General features: G+C 72.3%; 13 protein-coding genes. 6 read left to right on the top strand and 7 right to left on the bottom strand.

Going from position 1 to position 14,711, the window contains the following annotated elements:
- Positions 1-34: 34 nt before the first annotated feature.
- The 3 genes from moaC to NT132_RS10365 are packed head-to-tail and all read right to left on the bottom strand — an operon-like array spanning position 35 to position 2,870.
- Positions 35-511, bottom strand: coding sequence for a cyclic pyranopterin monophosphate synthase MoaC (gene moaC / locus NT132_RS10375; RefSeq protein ID WP_297788139.1), 477 nt, complete (start codon positions 509-511; stop codon positions 35-37).
- Positions 508-1,746, bottom strand: coding sequence for a gephyrin-like molybdotransferase Glp (gene glp / locus NT132_RS10370; RefSeq protein ID WP_297788138.1), 1,239 nt, complete (start codon positions 1,744-1,746; stop codon positions 508-510). The genes moaC and glp overlap by 4 nt, the downstream gene beginning before the upstream one ends.
- A complete protein-coding gene (locus NT132_RS10365) occupies positions 1,743-2,870 on the bottom strand; it encodes a ThiF family adenylyltransferase (RefSeq protein WP_297788137.1) in 1,128 nt (375 codons plus the stop codon). Before NT132_RS10365 ends, glp begins: the two co-directional genes overlap by 4 nt.
- 110 nt (positions 2,871-2,980) lie before the next feature.
- On the opposite strand from NT132_RS10365, the gene NT132_RS10360 reads away from it, so the two are divergent.
- The 5 genes from NT132_RS10360 to NT132_RS10340 all read left to right on the top strand — a co-directional run bounded on the left by NT132_RS10360 (position 2,981) and on the right by NT132_RS10340 (position 6,766).
- Entirely contained in the window at positions 2,981-3,373 is a 393-nt protein-coding gene (locus tag NT132_RS10360; RefSeq protein WP_297788135.1) for a TOBE domain-containing protein, read from the top strand.
- A 3-nt stretch (positions 3,374-3,376) separates the two neighbouring features.
- Entirely contained in the window at positions 3,377-4,171 is a 795-nt protein-coding gene (gene modA / locus NT132_RS10355) for a molybdate ABC transporter substrate-binding protein (RefSeq protein WP_366940397.1), read from the top strand.
- A gap of 14 nt (positions 4,172-4,185) precedes the next feature.
- A complete protein-coding gene (locus NT132_RS10350) occupies positions 4,186-4,977 on the top strand; it encodes an ABC transporter permease (RefSeq protein ID WP_297788346.1) in 792 nt (263 codons plus the stop codon).
- On the top strand, positions 4,974-6,056 hold the full coding sequence (locus NT132_RS10345) for a sulfate/molybdate ABC transporter ATP-binding protein (RefSeq protein ID WP_297788133.1): 1,083 nt from the start codon (positions 4,974-4,976) through the stop codon (positions 6,054-6,056). The genes NT132_RS10350 and NT132_RS10345 overlap by 4 nt, the downstream gene beginning before the upstream one ends.
- A 113-nt stretch (positions 6,057-6,169) precedes the next feature.
- A complete protein-coding gene (locus NT132_RS10340) occupies positions 6,170-6,766 on the top strand; it encodes an N-acetyltransferase (RefSeq protein WP_297788132.1) in 597 nt (198 codons plus the stop codon).
- 493 nt (positions 6,767-7,259) lie between these two features.
- On the opposite strand, the gene cydC is transcribed toward NT132_RS10340, so the two are convergent.
- The 4 genes from cydC to NT132_RS10320 form a co-directional block, all read right to left on the bottom strand.
- Positions 7,260-8,963, bottom strand: coding sequence for a thiol reductant ABC exporter subunit CydC (cydC, locus tag NT132_RS10335; RefSeq protein WP_297788130.1), 1,704 nt, complete (start codon positions 8,961-8,963; stop codon positions 7,260-7,262).
- On the bottom strand, positions 8,960-10,747 hold the full coding sequence (gene cydD / locus NT132_RS10330; protein ID WP_297788128.1) for a thiol reductant ABC exporter subunit CydD: 1,788 nt from the start codon (positions 10,745-10,747) through the stop codon (positions 8,960-8,962). The genes cydC and cydD overlap by 4 nt, the downstream gene beginning before the upstream one ends.
- Before the next feature lie 224 nt (positions 10,748-10,971).
- The gene (gene cydB / locus NT132_RS10325) at positions 10,972-12,003 is read right to left on the bottom strand and encodes a cytochrome d ubiquinol oxidase subunit II (RefSeq protein ID WP_297788126.1); all 1,032 of its coding nucleotides are present in this window, start codon (positions 12,001-12,003) and stop codon (positions 10,972-10,974) included.
- 11 nt (positions 12,004-12,014) lie between these two features.
- On the bottom strand, positions 12,015-13,460 hold the full coding sequence (locus NT132_RS10320) for a cytochrome ubiquinol oxidase subunit I (protein ID WP_297788124.1): 1,446 nt from the start codon (positions 13,458-13,460) through the stop codon (positions 12,015-12,017).
- Between the two features lie 207 nt (positions 13,461-13,667).
- Between NT132_RS10320 and moaA the strand changes: the two genes are divergently transcribed.
- On the top strand, positions 13,668-14,711 hold the full coding sequence (gene moaA / locus NT132_RS10315) for a GTP 3',8-cyclase MoaA (RefSeq protein WP_297788343.1): 1,044 nt from the start codon (positions 13,668-13,670) through the stop codon (positions 14,709-14,711).

Below are 14,711 nucleotides of genomic sequence, written 5' to 3'. Positions count from 1 at the left end.
GACATGGCGGATGCGGTGCCGCCCGGGAGAGCGGTCATTCCTCGCCGGGGCGGGTCCAGGTGCCGGACTTGCCGCCCTCTTTGCGGATGATCCGGACCGTCTCGATCGAGGTGCCCTTGTCCAAGCCCTTGACCATGTCGACGATCGTGAGCGCGGCGACCGACACGGCTGTCATCGCCTCCATCTCGACGCCGGTGCGATCGGCGGTGCGGACGGTCGCCTCCACGGCGACGCCCTCATCGGTGATCTGCAGGTCGACCGTCGCGCCGTGGACGCCGATGACGTGCGCGAGAGGCAGCAGCGCGGGGGTCTGCTTCGCCCCCTGGATGCCGGCGATACGCGCGACCGCGAGCACGTCGCCCTTCGGGACGCTGCCGTCGCGGAGCGCGGCGACGACCTCGGGCGCGCACCGCACGAACCCGCGGGCGGTCGCCGCGCGCACGGTGGGTTGCTTCGCGGTGACATCGACCATCCGGGCGTGGCCGGCCGCATCCAGGTGGGTGAAACTCATGACACCAGCATGACATCGACGGGATCTCCCGCAGCGACCTCGCCGACCTCGGCGGGGACCACCGCATAGGCCTCGGCGCGGGCGAGTCCGCCGGCGAGGTGCGAGCCGGAGCCGCCCGCCGTCGCGGGGCGGACGGTCCACCGGGCAGGATCGCTCTGATCGATCGCCGCGGGCAGGTACTGACGTCGCCCGGGCGGGGTGCGCCAGCCGATCGCTGCGGGAAGGCGCAGCACCGGACGGTGGATGCGGGTGCGCCCCTGCATCCGGAGGAGCGCCGGCCGCACGAACACCTCGAACGACACCGCCGAGCTCACGGGGTTGCCGGGCAATCCGAACAGCAGCGCACCGTCCGCGAGGCGGCCGAATCCCTGCGGCTTCCCCGGTTGCATCGACACCTTCGTGAAGGCCACGTCGCTGCCGGAGAGGACGTTTTTCACGACCTCGAAGGCGCCCTCGCTGACCCCGCCCGAGGTGACGACGACCTCTGCGCCGGCCTCGGCGGCCGCGGCCAGCACCGCGAGGAACGCGGCATCCGTGTCGTCGACGGTCTCTCGGAGCACCACCGCCGCGCCCGCATCGCGGACGAGGCCGGCCAGCAGTTCGCTGTTGGACTCCGGGATCTGGCCGCGGCGGAGAGGCTGTCCGGGCGGCACGAGTTCCGACCCGGTGGCGACGACAGCGACGCGGGGCCGGCGGGCGACCACCGCCTCCGCGATGCCGGCCGCGGCGGCCGCGCTCAGCTGCAGGGGCGTCAGCAGCGTCCCGGCGGCGATCACTTCCTCGCCGGCGCGGAGGTCGGCCCCGCGGCGGCGGATGTGGGCGGCGGGCTGCGGGGCGCGGAGCACCGCGATCTCGCCGAGTGAGTCCGCGAGGCCGGCAGCGGTGTCTTCGAACGGCACGATCGCATCGGCGGATGCGGGGACGGGGGATCCCGTCATGATGCGGGCGGCCTGCCCCGCCTCGAGGTCGGGGTCGAGCTCGGTGCCGGCGGGAAGATCTGCGACGACGGTGAGGTGCACCGGGCGCTCGGGCGCCGCATCCGCCACCTCCGCGTGCCGCACGGCGAACCCGTCCATGGCGGAGTTGTCGAAGACGGGGATGTCGACCTGCGCGGTGAGCGCGTCGTGCAGGGTGGAGCCGGCAGCATCCCGGAGCGGAACACGCACCGGCGGGGTCGGGCGGACCGCGGCGAGTACGTGCGCGAGCTGTTCCTCGACGCTTCGCAGGCCGCTCATGCGGTCGCCGCCCATGCCGCCAGCGCGTTCATGCCACCGGGGAGGACGGATGCGGTCGCCCCGGCGCTCCGGAGCGCCTGTGCGGCCCGCTCCGCCCGGATCCCCGCCTGGCACACCACCAGGAACGGCCCGGGGCCGAGCGCCGCGGCGTCGGCGAGCACCTCGCCGAGCGGGACGAGCAGGGCGCCGTCGATCACGCCCGTCGCGGTCTCGGCGGGCTCCCGCACGTCGAGCACGGTGATGTTCCCCCCGCGCGATTGGGCGGTGGCGGCGACGTCGGGGAGCGTTGAACTCGCCACGAGTGCCCGCTCGTGAGCGGGAGCGGGAGCGGGGGCCGGCGTCGGCGGCGCCGTCGCGCGTGCGGGGCGGAGGGGAACCTCGCGCTGACGGGCACGGAGCGCGTCGATGAGCAGGATGCGGCCGAGGAGCGGGTCGCCGATGCCGGTGAGGAGTTTGATCGCCTCGATCGCCATCATCCCGCCGACCTGGATGCACAGCGCACCCAGCACGCCGACCTGGGCGCACGAGGGCACCTCGCCCACGCCCGACGGCGGATGCAGGTCCGAGAGGACCACGGGCTCCACCCCTGCGGGTGGGGCAGACCAGAACACCGTCACCTGCGCGTCGAACTCCTGCACGGTGCCCCACACCAGCGGCACGCCGAGCTGCTCGCATGCGGCGGCGACGGCGGCGCGGGTCTCGAAGGTGTCGCTGCCGTCGATGACGACGTGCGCCTCGGCGAGCAGTCGCGCCGCGTTGCCGGCGGTGAGCCGCTCCCGCACCGGATGGACGACGGTCTCCGGGGACAGGTCGGCTGCGGCACGGATGGCACCGTCGACCTTGGGGTGCCCCGCATCCGAGACCCGGTGCAGCACCTGCCGCTGCAGGTTGGAGACCTCCACGACGTCATCGTCCACGACGATCAGCTCGCCCACCCCGGCGGCCGCGAGGGCCAGCACGGTGGGGGAGCCGAGGCCCCCGGCGCCGATCACCGCGACCCGGGAGGCGGCCAGCCGCCGTTGCGCCCGTTCGCCGAACCCCGCGAGCACGGCGTGCCGCGCGGTGCGGTGATGTTCGGAATCCGACAGGGCGTCGACCGGCTCGACCAGCGGCGGGAAGGGCATGCCCCCAGGCTAGACCGGCGGGCGACAGCGGGATCCGGATTGCGTCGGACACCCGCATCCGCGGGGATATTCCGCGATTATTTACGCGTTAGCGGGGATACAGTGGACGAATGCAGAGTTTCAAGGTGTCGCAGGCCGCGCGGCTACTGGGGGTCAGCGATGACACGGTACGCCGGTGGGTCGACCAGGGGATCCTCCCGGTGACCGCGGCGAGCCCGGTCGAGATCCCCGGGGACGCGCTCGCCCGTCGGGCCACGGAGCTCGCCGCCGCGGCAGCCGACCCCACCGATGTGCTCTCGAGCGCCCGGAACCGGTTCGTCGGCCTCGTCACCCGCGTGCAGATGGACGGCGTCATGGCGCAGGTCGACATCCAGTCCGGCCCGCACCGCGTCGTCTCCCTCATGTCCGCGGAGGCCGTACGGGAACTCGGGCTCGAGCCCGGGTCGCTGGCCGTCGCGGTCGTGAAGGCCACCACCGTCATCGTCGAAACCCCGAAGGACTGAACAATTCGACGCCTCCTCACCGCGACCGCCGCGCTCGCCGCCACCACCCTGTTCCTGGCGGGCTGCGCGAGCACCCCGGCCGCCCAGACCACACCGACCGCGAGTGCCGCTGCCACGCCGGAGCTCAGCGGCAGCCTCACCATCTCTGCCGCCGCGTCCCTCAAGACCGCGTTCGACGAGATCGCCGCCGCGTTCGAGGCCCAGAACCCGGGCGTGGACATCGCACCGATCACGTACGACGGCTCCTCGACGCTCGCCACCCAGATCATCGAGGGTGCCGCCGTCGACGTCTTCGCCTCGGCGGATGAGAAGAACATGCAGAAGGTCGTGGATGCGGGACTCGCCAGCGATCCGGAGCTGTTCGCCTCCAACACGCTCGTCATCGCCGTTCCCGCAGGGAACCCCGCAGGGATCGCATCGCTCGCCGATCTCGCCGACCCCGCGAACACCGTCGTGCTGTGCGCCGCGGAGGTGCCGTGTGGCGCCGCCTCGCAGACCCTGCTGCAGAACGCCGGCCTCACCGTCACACCCGCGAGCCTGGAGCAGAACGTCACGGCGGTGCTGACCAAGGTCGCCGCCGGTGAGGCGGATGCGGGCCTCGTCTACGCCACCGACGTGATCGGCAACGACGATGTCGAGGCGATCGTGCCCGATGGCGCGAAGGATGTCGTCAACCACTACCCCGTGGTCGCCCTCGATGCGGCGACGAACGGCCCCGTCGCGGCGGCGTTCGTCGCGTTCGTGCTCGGCGGCGAAGGTCAGGCGATCCTGTCCGATCTGGGATTCGGCGCGCCGTGAGTCGCGGCGGCGGGATGCGGGGCTATGCGCCCCGCATCCTCACGCTGCCCGCCGTCATCGGTCTCGGCTTCCTGCTCGTGCCGCTGACGGCGCTGATCGGCCGGGTCGAATGGTCGACCCTCTGGGTGGACGTCACCGCCCCGGCCGCCGTGTCGGCGCTCGCGCTGTCCCTCGGCACCGGGGTGATCGCGACGGTCGTGTGCGTGATCCTCGGGGTGCCGCTGGCCCTTCTGATCGCGCGCAGCGCCCCGCGGCCCGCCGCGGTCCTCCGCGCCCTCGTGACGGTGCCGCTCGTGCTGCCCCCCATGGTGGGCGGCGTCGCACTGCTCTTCCTGTTCGGCCGGAACGGCGTGCTGGGCGAGGTGCTGCAGAGCATCGGCATCCGGCTGCCGTTCACGACCGCCGCCGTCGTCATGGCACAGGTGTTCGTCGCGCTGCCGTTCCTCGTCCTCTCTGTGGAGGGGGCGCTCCGGGCGACCGGCACCGGCTACGAGCAGGCGGCGGCCTCCCTCGGCGCCGGGCGCTGGACGATTCTGCGACGCATCACCCTGCCCCTCGCCGCCCCGGGACTCGTCGCCGGCACCGTGCTGTGCTTCGCCCGCGCCATCGGCGAGTTCGGGGCCACGGCGCTGTTCGCGGGCAATGCGCCGGGGGTCACGCAGACCATGCCGCTCGCGATCTACACCGCGTTCAACGGCGGCGGGGTCGGGCAGGGCACCGCCGTCGCGCTGTCGCTCCTCCTGCTCATCGCGGCCATCGCGGTGCTGCTGCTGGTGCGCGCCTGGCGGCCGGAGGCACTGCGATGACGGACGCAGCCGCGGCCCTGGATGCGGCGATCACCGTGCAGCACGGCGCGCGGTTCACGCTCGACGCGGCACTCCGGGTTACGCCGGGGGAGACCGTAGCGGTCATGGGTCCGAGCGGCGCCGGCAAATCGACGCTCCTCGGTGCGCTGGCGGGACTCATTCCGCTGGCGACAGGTCATGTGCGCCTCGGCGACCGCGAGCTGTCCACCCCGCGCCGCAGTGTCGAGCCCGCCGCCCGCGACACCGTGCTGCTCGGGCAGGATCCGCGGCTCTTCCCCCACCTCAGCGCCCGTGACAACGTCGCATTCGGGCTGCGGGCGCGCGGCGTGCCGCGAGACGACGCGGCCCGCCGCGCCGAGCACCTGCTGGAGCGCGTGGGGCTGCCGGATGCGGCACCGCACCGTCCGGCGGATCTCTCCGGCGGTCAGCAGCAGCGGGTCGCGCTCGCCCGCGCCGTGGCCGCATCCCCTCGTCTCGTGCTCCTCGACGAGCCGCTGACCTCCCTCGATCCCGGAACCGCGGGCGACATCCGGGTGCTCCTGGTCGAGCTGCTGCGCGCCGTCACCTGCGTCGTGGTGACCCACGATGCGGTGGATGCGGTCGCGCTCGCCAATCGGCTGCTGGTCCTCGAGTCGGGCCGCGTCTCGCAGGCGGGAGCCGTGCGCGAGGTCTTCGCCGCGCCCGCGACGCCGTTCGTCGCGGGGCTTGCCGGCCTCAATCACGTGACGGGCGCGGTCCGCGACGGTCTCTGGAACGCCGGGCCGCTTCGGGTGCCGGCCGCGGGCATGCCCGACGGCGATGCGGTCGCCGTGTTCTCGCCGAGCGCGGTGCGGGCGCTCGGCGCTCTGCCGGTCGCGGATCGCGCCGGTGCTCAACAGCTTTCGGAGCACGGCGTAGTCCGGTGGGCGGCGCAGGTCACCCGGGTCGAGCAGACGCTCGGCGGGGTGCGGGTGTTCACCGCCGAACCCGCGCTCGCCTTCGACGTCCCGTTCGACGCCTGGGCGCAGCATCCGCTGGCCGCCGGAGAAGGGGTGGAGCTGACGCTCGACGTCGCACGCGTCCGGCTGCTGCCGCGCTGAGCCGCGGTGCCGCGCCTTGGCATCGGTGTCGAGCAGTGGTGTCGAGCTGTGGTGTCGAGCTGTGGTGCCGGCGCCGCAGTCGTCTCGGCGCCGCGGCGCAGTATCGTGTCGCCGTGAGCCGCATCCGTCCGTTCCATCCCGGCGACGAGCCCGCACTGGCGGAGATCTGCCTGCGGACCGCCGACGGCGGGGGCGATGCGACCGGCGTCCTCGGCGATGACACGATCTGGGCCGACATCTTCGTCCTGCCCTACGTAGCACGGCATCCGGATGCCGCGTTCGTCGTGGCGACCGACGACGGCCGCGTCGCAGGCTACGCGGTGGCGGCGCCGGACACGCGCGCGTTCGCGGAGTGGTTCCGCACCGAATGGTGGCCCGCACACGGCGCCCGGTTCGCGCGGCCCGGCGCCACCGCGCGGGAGCGCGAGATCCTCGGTTACGCCGACCGGCGATCGGGAGCGGGGGAGACCTACGCCGAGGAATACCCCGCGCACCTCCACGTCGACCTGCTCCCGGAGCTCCAGGGCCAGGGATGGGGGCGGCGGCTCATCGCCGAGGTGATCGCCGCGCTCCGCGCCCAGGGCGTGCCCGCCCTCCACCTCGTGGCGACGGCCGAGAACGCCGGTGCCCTGGTCTTCTACGACCGGCTCGGGTTTCACCGGCTCCCGTCGGAGCCCGGGTCGCAGGCGTTCGGGATGCGGCTCGACTGAGGCCCCGCATCCGGGCTGGGGATGCTGGCTCACCCGGGCCGTGCATCCCGGCCGTTGTCGTCGACCGGTCCGACACAACGGCGGAGATCGTGATTCGGGCAGGCTGTCCCCTCGACACGACGGCGGAGATCGTTCTCGCCGACCGGCGGAAGCCCCGCGTGTCGCCGCATCCGGCTCATGATGTCCGCCGTTGTGCCCCCGACCCGGGACCGGATCCCGGCCCACCGCAGCAGCATGTGCAGCGGCCGTGACCTGCCGTGCCGTCCTTCGGAGGTTGCCCGGACCCCCGCACCGTCGTTCGGATCTCTTCGGGGTCGCTCGAGCCGTCGTTCGGATCTCGGGCGGGATACGCCGGCTGGAGGTGGGAGAGGCGGACGAATGGGCGGCGATCTCCGAACGACGGCGCGCGTGCGAGCGGCGATCTCCGAACGACGGCTCGGGGGAGGGACCGGATCCCCGAACGCGGGCTCGGGGTGCGACGCACGCCGGGGCCTCAGACGACGGTGCGGCCGTCCTCGAGATGCACCTCGCGGTCGACGAGGCCAGCCGGCACGGCCACATGGGAGATGAGGATCACGGCGCGGCCGGGATCGACAGCGCCCAGCAGGTCGGCCAGCAGGGCGTCGGATGCGGCCGGGTCGACGCCCGCGGTCGGCTCGTCGAGCACGAGCACGGGGAAGCCGGTGAGGAGGGCCCGGGCGAGCGTGATCCGCTGCGCCTGACCGCCCGAGGTGAGGATGCCGCGCTCGCCGAGGGGGGCATCGAGGCCGCCGCGCTCCCGGGCCCAGTCGCCGAGGCCGACCCGTTCGAGCACGGCCCACAGCTCCTCGTCGCTCGCGCCGTCCTGCGCGAACAGCAGGTTCTGCCGCAGCGACTCATCGAACAGATACGGGTCCTGCTCGCACAGGCCGATCGTCCGGCGTAGGTCGTCGCCGGCGAGCTCGCGCGCCTCGCGGCCACCGATCCGATATGAGCCCTCGTAGTCGAGGAAGCGCACGAGCACGTGCGCGAGGGTGGTCTTGCCCGCGCCGCTCGGGCCGGTCACGAGCACCCGTTCGCCCGGGGCGACGTGCAGGTCGATGTGCCGCAGCATCCCGGCGTCGCCGCTCTCGCCGCTGCGGGCCGGCCAGCGCGCACGGAGGCCGGACAGGTGGATGCCGTCGCCGAGCGCCGGTGCGACACCCGTGGGTGTCGGCTCGTCGCGGGGGAGTCCGTCCGGGATGCGATTGGGCACCGTGTCGGCGACGCGCTCGGCCGCGGCACGCACCTGCCGCCAGGAGGCGAGGGCGAGGGGGACCGGACCGAACACCTCGAACACCGCCATCGGCAACAGCACGACGACCGCGAGAGCTGGCCCGGTGAATCCGCCCTGCCCGAGGTGCGGCAGCGCGAGCAGCAACGCCACGAGCGAGGCGATGCCGGCGAGGAGCGACACCGCGCCCGAGGTGAGCCCCTGCGCCCCGGCCCGTCGCACGGTGGCGCGCCGCAGTGCATCGTCGGCGTCGCGGACGCGGGCGTGCGCCGCATCCGTCGCATCGAACGCGGTGAGCACGTCGAGCGAGACGAGCTCGTCGAGCAGCGCGTCGGCGAGGCGGGCGCGGAGGCCGGCGACCTGACGCTCGGCGCGTGCGCCCGCGGCCCAGCCGACCCACACCGCCAGCGCGAACGCGACGATCAGGCACGCGGCGAGGACGACGGCCGCGAGGGGCGAGAGGAACGCGACGAACACGACGCTGGCGATCGACGCGAGGCCCGCGACCGACAGCGGCAACACGACGCGGAGGGAGAGGTTCTGCAGTTCGTCGACGTCGTCCACGAGGCGGGAGAGCAGTGCGCCGCGCCGGGCGGTGCCGAGCCCGTCGGGGGCGAGCGGCACGATGCGGCGGACGAGTCCGGCGCGCAGTGTCGCCAGGCGGCCGAGCGCGGCGTCGTGGCTCGTCAACCGCTCCAGGTAGCGGAACACGCCGCGCCCGAGCGCGAACGCCCGGACGGCGACGACGACCGCCGAGATGTACATCACCGCGGGCTGTTCCGCGGCACGCGTGATCAGCCAGGCGCTCGCGGCGAGCAGCGCGATGGCGCTGACGGCGGTGCCGAGGCCGGAGGCGATCGCCCACCGGAACTGCCGGAGCGGCGGCTGCGCCGCCCGCAGTACCTGACGCGTCGCGGTGTCCGGCCGTGCCGTGGCCCCGCTCATCGGCCTTCCGCCATCCGCGCGGGGGCGGTTGCAGCGACATCGGGGGCGGCCGACGCTGCCACGACTGCCGGTGCGTGCGAGGCAGCGGGAGGCGCGAGGGTCAGGATGCGGTCGGCGATCGCCCGCGCGGACGTCCGATGCGAGATGAGCAGCACGCCGGCGCCGCTGTCGGCCTCGGCGCGCAGCATCCGCCAGATCTCCCCCTCGGTCTGTGCGTCCAGGGCGCTGGACGGCTCGTCGAGCACGAGGACGTGCGCCCGCCCGGACCGCAGTCGGTACAGCCCGCGGGCGATCGCGACGCGCTGTGCCTGACCGCCGGAGAGCCCCGACCCGGTCGCACCGAGGGTGAGGTCCGCGGGCACGTCGACGCGGGCATCGCGCAGGCACGCGTCGATGCGCGCGGCCTCCGGCGCGGCGTCGCCGAGCGCGACGTTCTGGCCGACGGTGCCGGCCATGAGACCCGCCCACTGTCCCACCCAGGACAGGATGCGGCGGGCATCGGCCGCGACCTTACCCGTGACCCGGATCTCGCCGTCGGCGGGGGCAAAGCCGAGCAGGGCCGCGAGCAGGCTCGACTTGCCCGCGCCGCTCGGACCCACGAGGAGCACGATCTCACCGGCGCGGACGTCGAGGTCGATCGGTCCGATGAGGCGGTCGCCGCGCGTGACCGTGAGGCCGCGGGTTGACAGCAGCGGGGCGTCCCGGTCGGTGAGCTGCGCTCGCTCACCGACCCCGGGCGTTTCGTCTCGCTGCGCTCGCTCAACGGCCGGGGAGTCAGCGACCGCGGATATGGATGCGGCGTCGAGGGTGTCGAAGATCTCGTCGGTGGCCGCGACGCCCTCGGCGGCGGCGTGGAACTGCACCCCCACCTGACGCAGCGGCAGGTAGGCCTCCGGGGCGAGGAGAAGCACGAACAGGCCGACCAGCAGCGGCATCTCGCCGCCGAGGAGGCGGAAGCCGATGGTCACCGCGATGATCGCCACCGAGATCGACGCGAGGAACTCCAGCGCGAATCCGGAGAGGAACGACACTCGCAGCACCGCCATCGTCTCGCGCTTGTAGTCGCGGGTGACGGTCTCCATGCTGTCCGCGGCCCGGTGCTGTCGGCCGTAGATCTTCAGCGTCGACAGCCCCGCGACGGTGTCGGCGAACCGGGTCGCGAGCCGGCGGAGCGTGCCGTACTGCGTGTTCTGCACGGCGCGGGTCGCCATGCCGATCAGCACCATGAAGATCGGGATCAGTGGCATCGTGATGATCACGGTGAGGCCCGACAGCGGATCGGACACGAGGATCGCGAGCACGAGGATCGGCATCGTGACCGCCGTGGCGACCAGCTGCGGCAGATACCGGCCGAAGTAGGCGTCGAGCGCCTCGAGTCCGTGCCCCGCCGTGACCGCGAGGGCGGCGCTGTTGCGACCGGTCAGCCAGCCGGGGCCGAGCTTCTCGACGGCTCGGACGAGGCCGTCCCGCAGCTGCAGCGACGCCCGGGCGGCACCCCGCGCCGACGTGCGCTCACCGGCCGCGATGAGAAGGGCGCGCAGCACCACGAGCACCGCGCCCAGACCGACCCAGGGGAGCAGCGTCTCCACGCGCTCGCCCTCGATCGCGCCCACCAGGGCTCGGGTGAGCGCATAGGCGAAGCCGATAGTCGTGCCGGTCTGCGCCAGCACGATCGCGGCGGTCGTGACCAGGAACCCGCGGGATGCGGTGCTGTACCGCAGCAGGCGGGGGTCGATGGGACGGTTGCTGACACGCGGGGGCGCGTCGACCGCATCCGTACTCACTGTTCGATCCTGCCTCATCATGGCTGAGAGCCAGCCTCTGTTCGCCGCCCGCCGCCCGCCGCCCGCCGCTCGCCTCTGTTCGCCGCCCCGCCGCCCGCGGCCCGCTCACCTGTCGCATCCTGCGATGTCCACCCGCACGTGGCGACAGGTGAGCCGGAGGGAAGCCCGCTCACCTGTCGCCAACGGCGATCTGCGACCGCAAGAAGCGACAGGTGAGCGACGGCTCAATGCACGCCGGCGGCGGCCTTCTCGATGTGCGAGCGGGTGACGCGCTTGCGGAAGACCCAGTACGTCCAGCCCTGGTACAGCAGCACCAGCGGCAGGAAGATGATCGCCGCCCACGACATGATCGTCAGCGTGTAGTCCGTGCTCGACGCGTTCTCGATCGTCAGGCTGAAGGCCGGGTCGGTCGTCGACGGCATCACGTTCGGGAACAGCGCCAGCCACAGGGTCAGCACCGCGAAGGCGACCGTGCCGGCACCGAAGCCGAACGCCCAGCCCTCGCGACCCGCGCCGTTCGCGACGAGCGAGGCGATGAGCAGCACCGCCGCCACCGCAGCGCAGACGATCACGAGCAGCAGCGCCGGGGCGCCCGCGGATGCGGCGTTCAGCACGGTCCACAGGAGGAACAGGGCCGCGATGACCACGGTGAGAAGGCCCGAGCGGCTGGCGAGGCGGCGGGCGTCCGCCCGCACCTGACCGTCGGTCTTCAGTGCGACGAAGTACACGCCGTGGGTGAAGAACAGCAGCAGGGTGGTGAGACCGCCCAGCAACCCGTAGGGGTTCAGCAGGGTCAGGAGCGACCCGACGAACTCGTGGTCCTGATCCAGCGGCACGCCCTGCACGATGTTCGCCACCGCGACGCCCCAAAGGAAGGCGGGGAGGGCCGAGCCGACGACGATCATGCGATCGAAGCCGCGCTTCCACCGCAGCGAGTCGCGCTGGTGCCGGTACTCGAACGAGACGCCGCGGGCGATGAGCGCCAGCAGGATGAGGAGCAGCGCCAGGTAGAACCCGCTGAACAGCGTCGCGTACCACTCCGGGAACGCGGCGAACAGGCAGGCGCCGGCGACGATCACCCAGGTCTCGTTGAGGTCCCAGACGGGGCCGATCGTGTTGATGACCTGGCGGCGCGAGACGTCGTTCTTGCCGAGGAAGGGGAGCGACATGCCGACGCCGAAGTCGAAGCCGTCGAGCACGAAGTAGCCGACGAACAGCACGCCGACGATGAAGAACCACAGGTATGCGAGATCCATGACCACTGCTCCTAGTAGACCGTCGTCGGGACGGGGGTGTCGGTGTCATCGGACGCCGCATCCGGGTCCGGTATCGGGTCGGGACCCTTCTGGGCGGCTTTCTTGATGAGACCGAACTCGACGACCGCGAGGGCCGCGTAGATCGCGGTGAACGCGACGAGCGAGATTGCGACGGTCCACCCGGGGACACTGGGGGACACGCCGTCCTCGGTGAGCATCAGCCCGAACACGATCCAGGGCTGGCGGCCCATCTCGGTGAACACCCAGCCGACGAGGCTGCCGAGCAGCGGCAGCGGAGCCGACCAGATCGCCACGCGCCAAGCCCAGCGGGGAACCGGGCGGGTGGCCTTGCGCCGCGTGATCCACAGCCCCACGACCGAGATCACGGCGGCGAGCGCGCCGAAGCCCATCATCCAGCGGAACGCCCAGTAGGTCACCCAGATGGTCGGGGCGAAGTCCAGGCCCTCGCCGCCCAGCTGCTGTGCGAACTCCGGCCACTGTGCGGTGTACTGCGCGTTCAGGTCGTTGATGCCCTCGACGCAGGCGGTGAAGTCGTGCTCCGAAAGGAAGGCCAGCAGATACGGCACGCGCAGCGACCAGATCTCGCTCGTGCCGTCCGGGGTGCCGAGGGAGAAGAGTGAGAAGGATGCGGCCGGACCGCAGGCCGTGTCGTACAGTGCCTCCGCCGCGGCCATCTTCATGGGCTGGGTGGCCACCATCTGCAGGCCCAGCAGGTCGCCGGACACGATCACGCCGACGAACGCGACGAGCATGCCCCACATGCCGAAACGGAGGGCAGGAAGCATCGCCTCGGCGTGCTGATGGCGCACCAGGTGCCAGGCGGCGACCGCGATCACGACGGCTGCGGCGAACATGAACGCGGAGAACATGGTGTGCGGGAAAGTGGCCAGCGCGACCCGGTTGGTCAGCACCGCCCCGAAGTCCGTCAGCTCGGCGCGGTGCCCGTCCGTAGCCATCGTGTACCCGACCGGGTTCTGCATCCACGCGTTCGCCGCGAGGATGAAGTAGGCCGACAGGGTCGCTCCGATCCACGCCATCCAGATGGTCGCGAGGTGGAGCTTTCGGCTCAGCCGATCCCAGCCGAAGATCCACAGGCCGATGAAGGTCGCCTCGAAGAAGAAGGCCAGCAGACCCTCGAACGCCAGCGGCGCCCCGAACACATCGCCGACGAACCGCGAGTAGGACGACCAGTTCATGCCGAACTGGAACTCCTGCACGATGCCGGTGACGACCCCCATCGCGAAGTTGATGAGGAAGATGGTGCCGAACAGGCGCGTCAGCTGCAGCCACTTCGGCTGGCCGGTGCGCACCCACACGGTCTGGAAGATCGCCACCACGAGCCCCATGCCGATCGTGAGCGGCACGAACAGGTAGTGGTAGAGGGTCGTGAGACCGAACTGCCACCTGGCCAGGAGAAGCGGATCGAGGAGGTCCATTGATCGTGCCCTTCTCCGCGCCGGCAACGGTGCACCGACCCTCAGCCGGATGCCCGGACACGGTTCCCTCCGATTCTCGCCCCGTCGTGCGGAAAAAGGCGACCGAGAGGACCGTGAATAATACGGCCGCCCACCCCTCCGGGGCGCGTACGCTCGGAGCATGCAGCGTGTCAGGGGAGCCGCGTCGTGACGGCGTTGATGGTCGGCATGCCGCGCGCCCGCCCAGCGGTCGCTGCGACGGGCCCGGCCGCGATCGGCGACCCGCTCGTCGACACGCACGGCCGGGTGCACCGTGACCTGCGCATCTCGCTGACCGATCGGTGCTCGCTGCGCTGCACGTACTGCATGCCGGAGCAGGGCAACGAGTGGCTCGCCCGCGAGAGCATCCTCACCCTCGAGGAGATCGAACGGATCGCCCGGGTGGCCGCCGCAGACGGCATCAGCACGTTCCGCCTCACCGGCGGGGAGCCGCTGCTGCGCCGCGACATCGTCGACGTGGTGCGCCGGCTTTCGGCGATCGAGGGACCCGCGGGGCCGGTGCAGATCGCGATGACGACGAACGGCATCCGACTGCCCGAGGTGCTGCCCGATCTCGCCGCGGCGGGCCTTAGCCGTCTCAACATCTCCATCGACACGATCCGGCGGGACCGGTTCGCCGCGCTCACCCGCCGCGACCGGCTCGACGACGTGCTCGAGGGGATCGCCGCGGCAGCCGCATCCGGGCTCGCCCCGCTGAAGCTCAACGCCGTCGCCATGCGCGGCGTCAACGACGACGAACTCGTCGACCTGGTCGACTTCGCGATCGGACAGGGCGCGCAGCTGCGGTTCATCGAGCAGATGCCGCTGGATGCCGGACACACCTGGGATCGCACGCAGATGGTCACGCGCGACGAGATCCTCGCCGCGCTCGCCGCCCGGTGGACGCTCACCCCCGTCCCCGGTCGAGGGGGTGCGCCGGCGGAACGGTGGACCCTCGACGGCGGACCGCACACCGTCGGGGTCATCGCCTCGGTCACCGCGCCGTTCTGCGGCGACTGCGACCGCCTGCGGCTCACCGCCGACGGGCAGCTGCGCAACTGCCTGTTCTCGACCACCGAGTTCGACCTGGTGCCGGTGCTGCGGCAGGGCGGCACGGACGAGGACATCGACCGGATGCTGCGCTCCTGCGTGGCGCGAAAGCTCCCCGGTCACGCCATCGACGACCCCGGTTTCCTGCAACCGGCCCGTGGTATGAACGCGATCGGAGGCTGA

Source organism: Microbacterium sp., from assembly GCF_026393345.1.
GTDB lineage: Bacteria > Actinomycetota > Actinomycetes > Actinomycetales > Microbacteriaceae > Microbacterium.
Note: the sequence above shows the minus strand (reverse complement) of the source record. Positions and strands in the feature narration are given on the sequence as shown.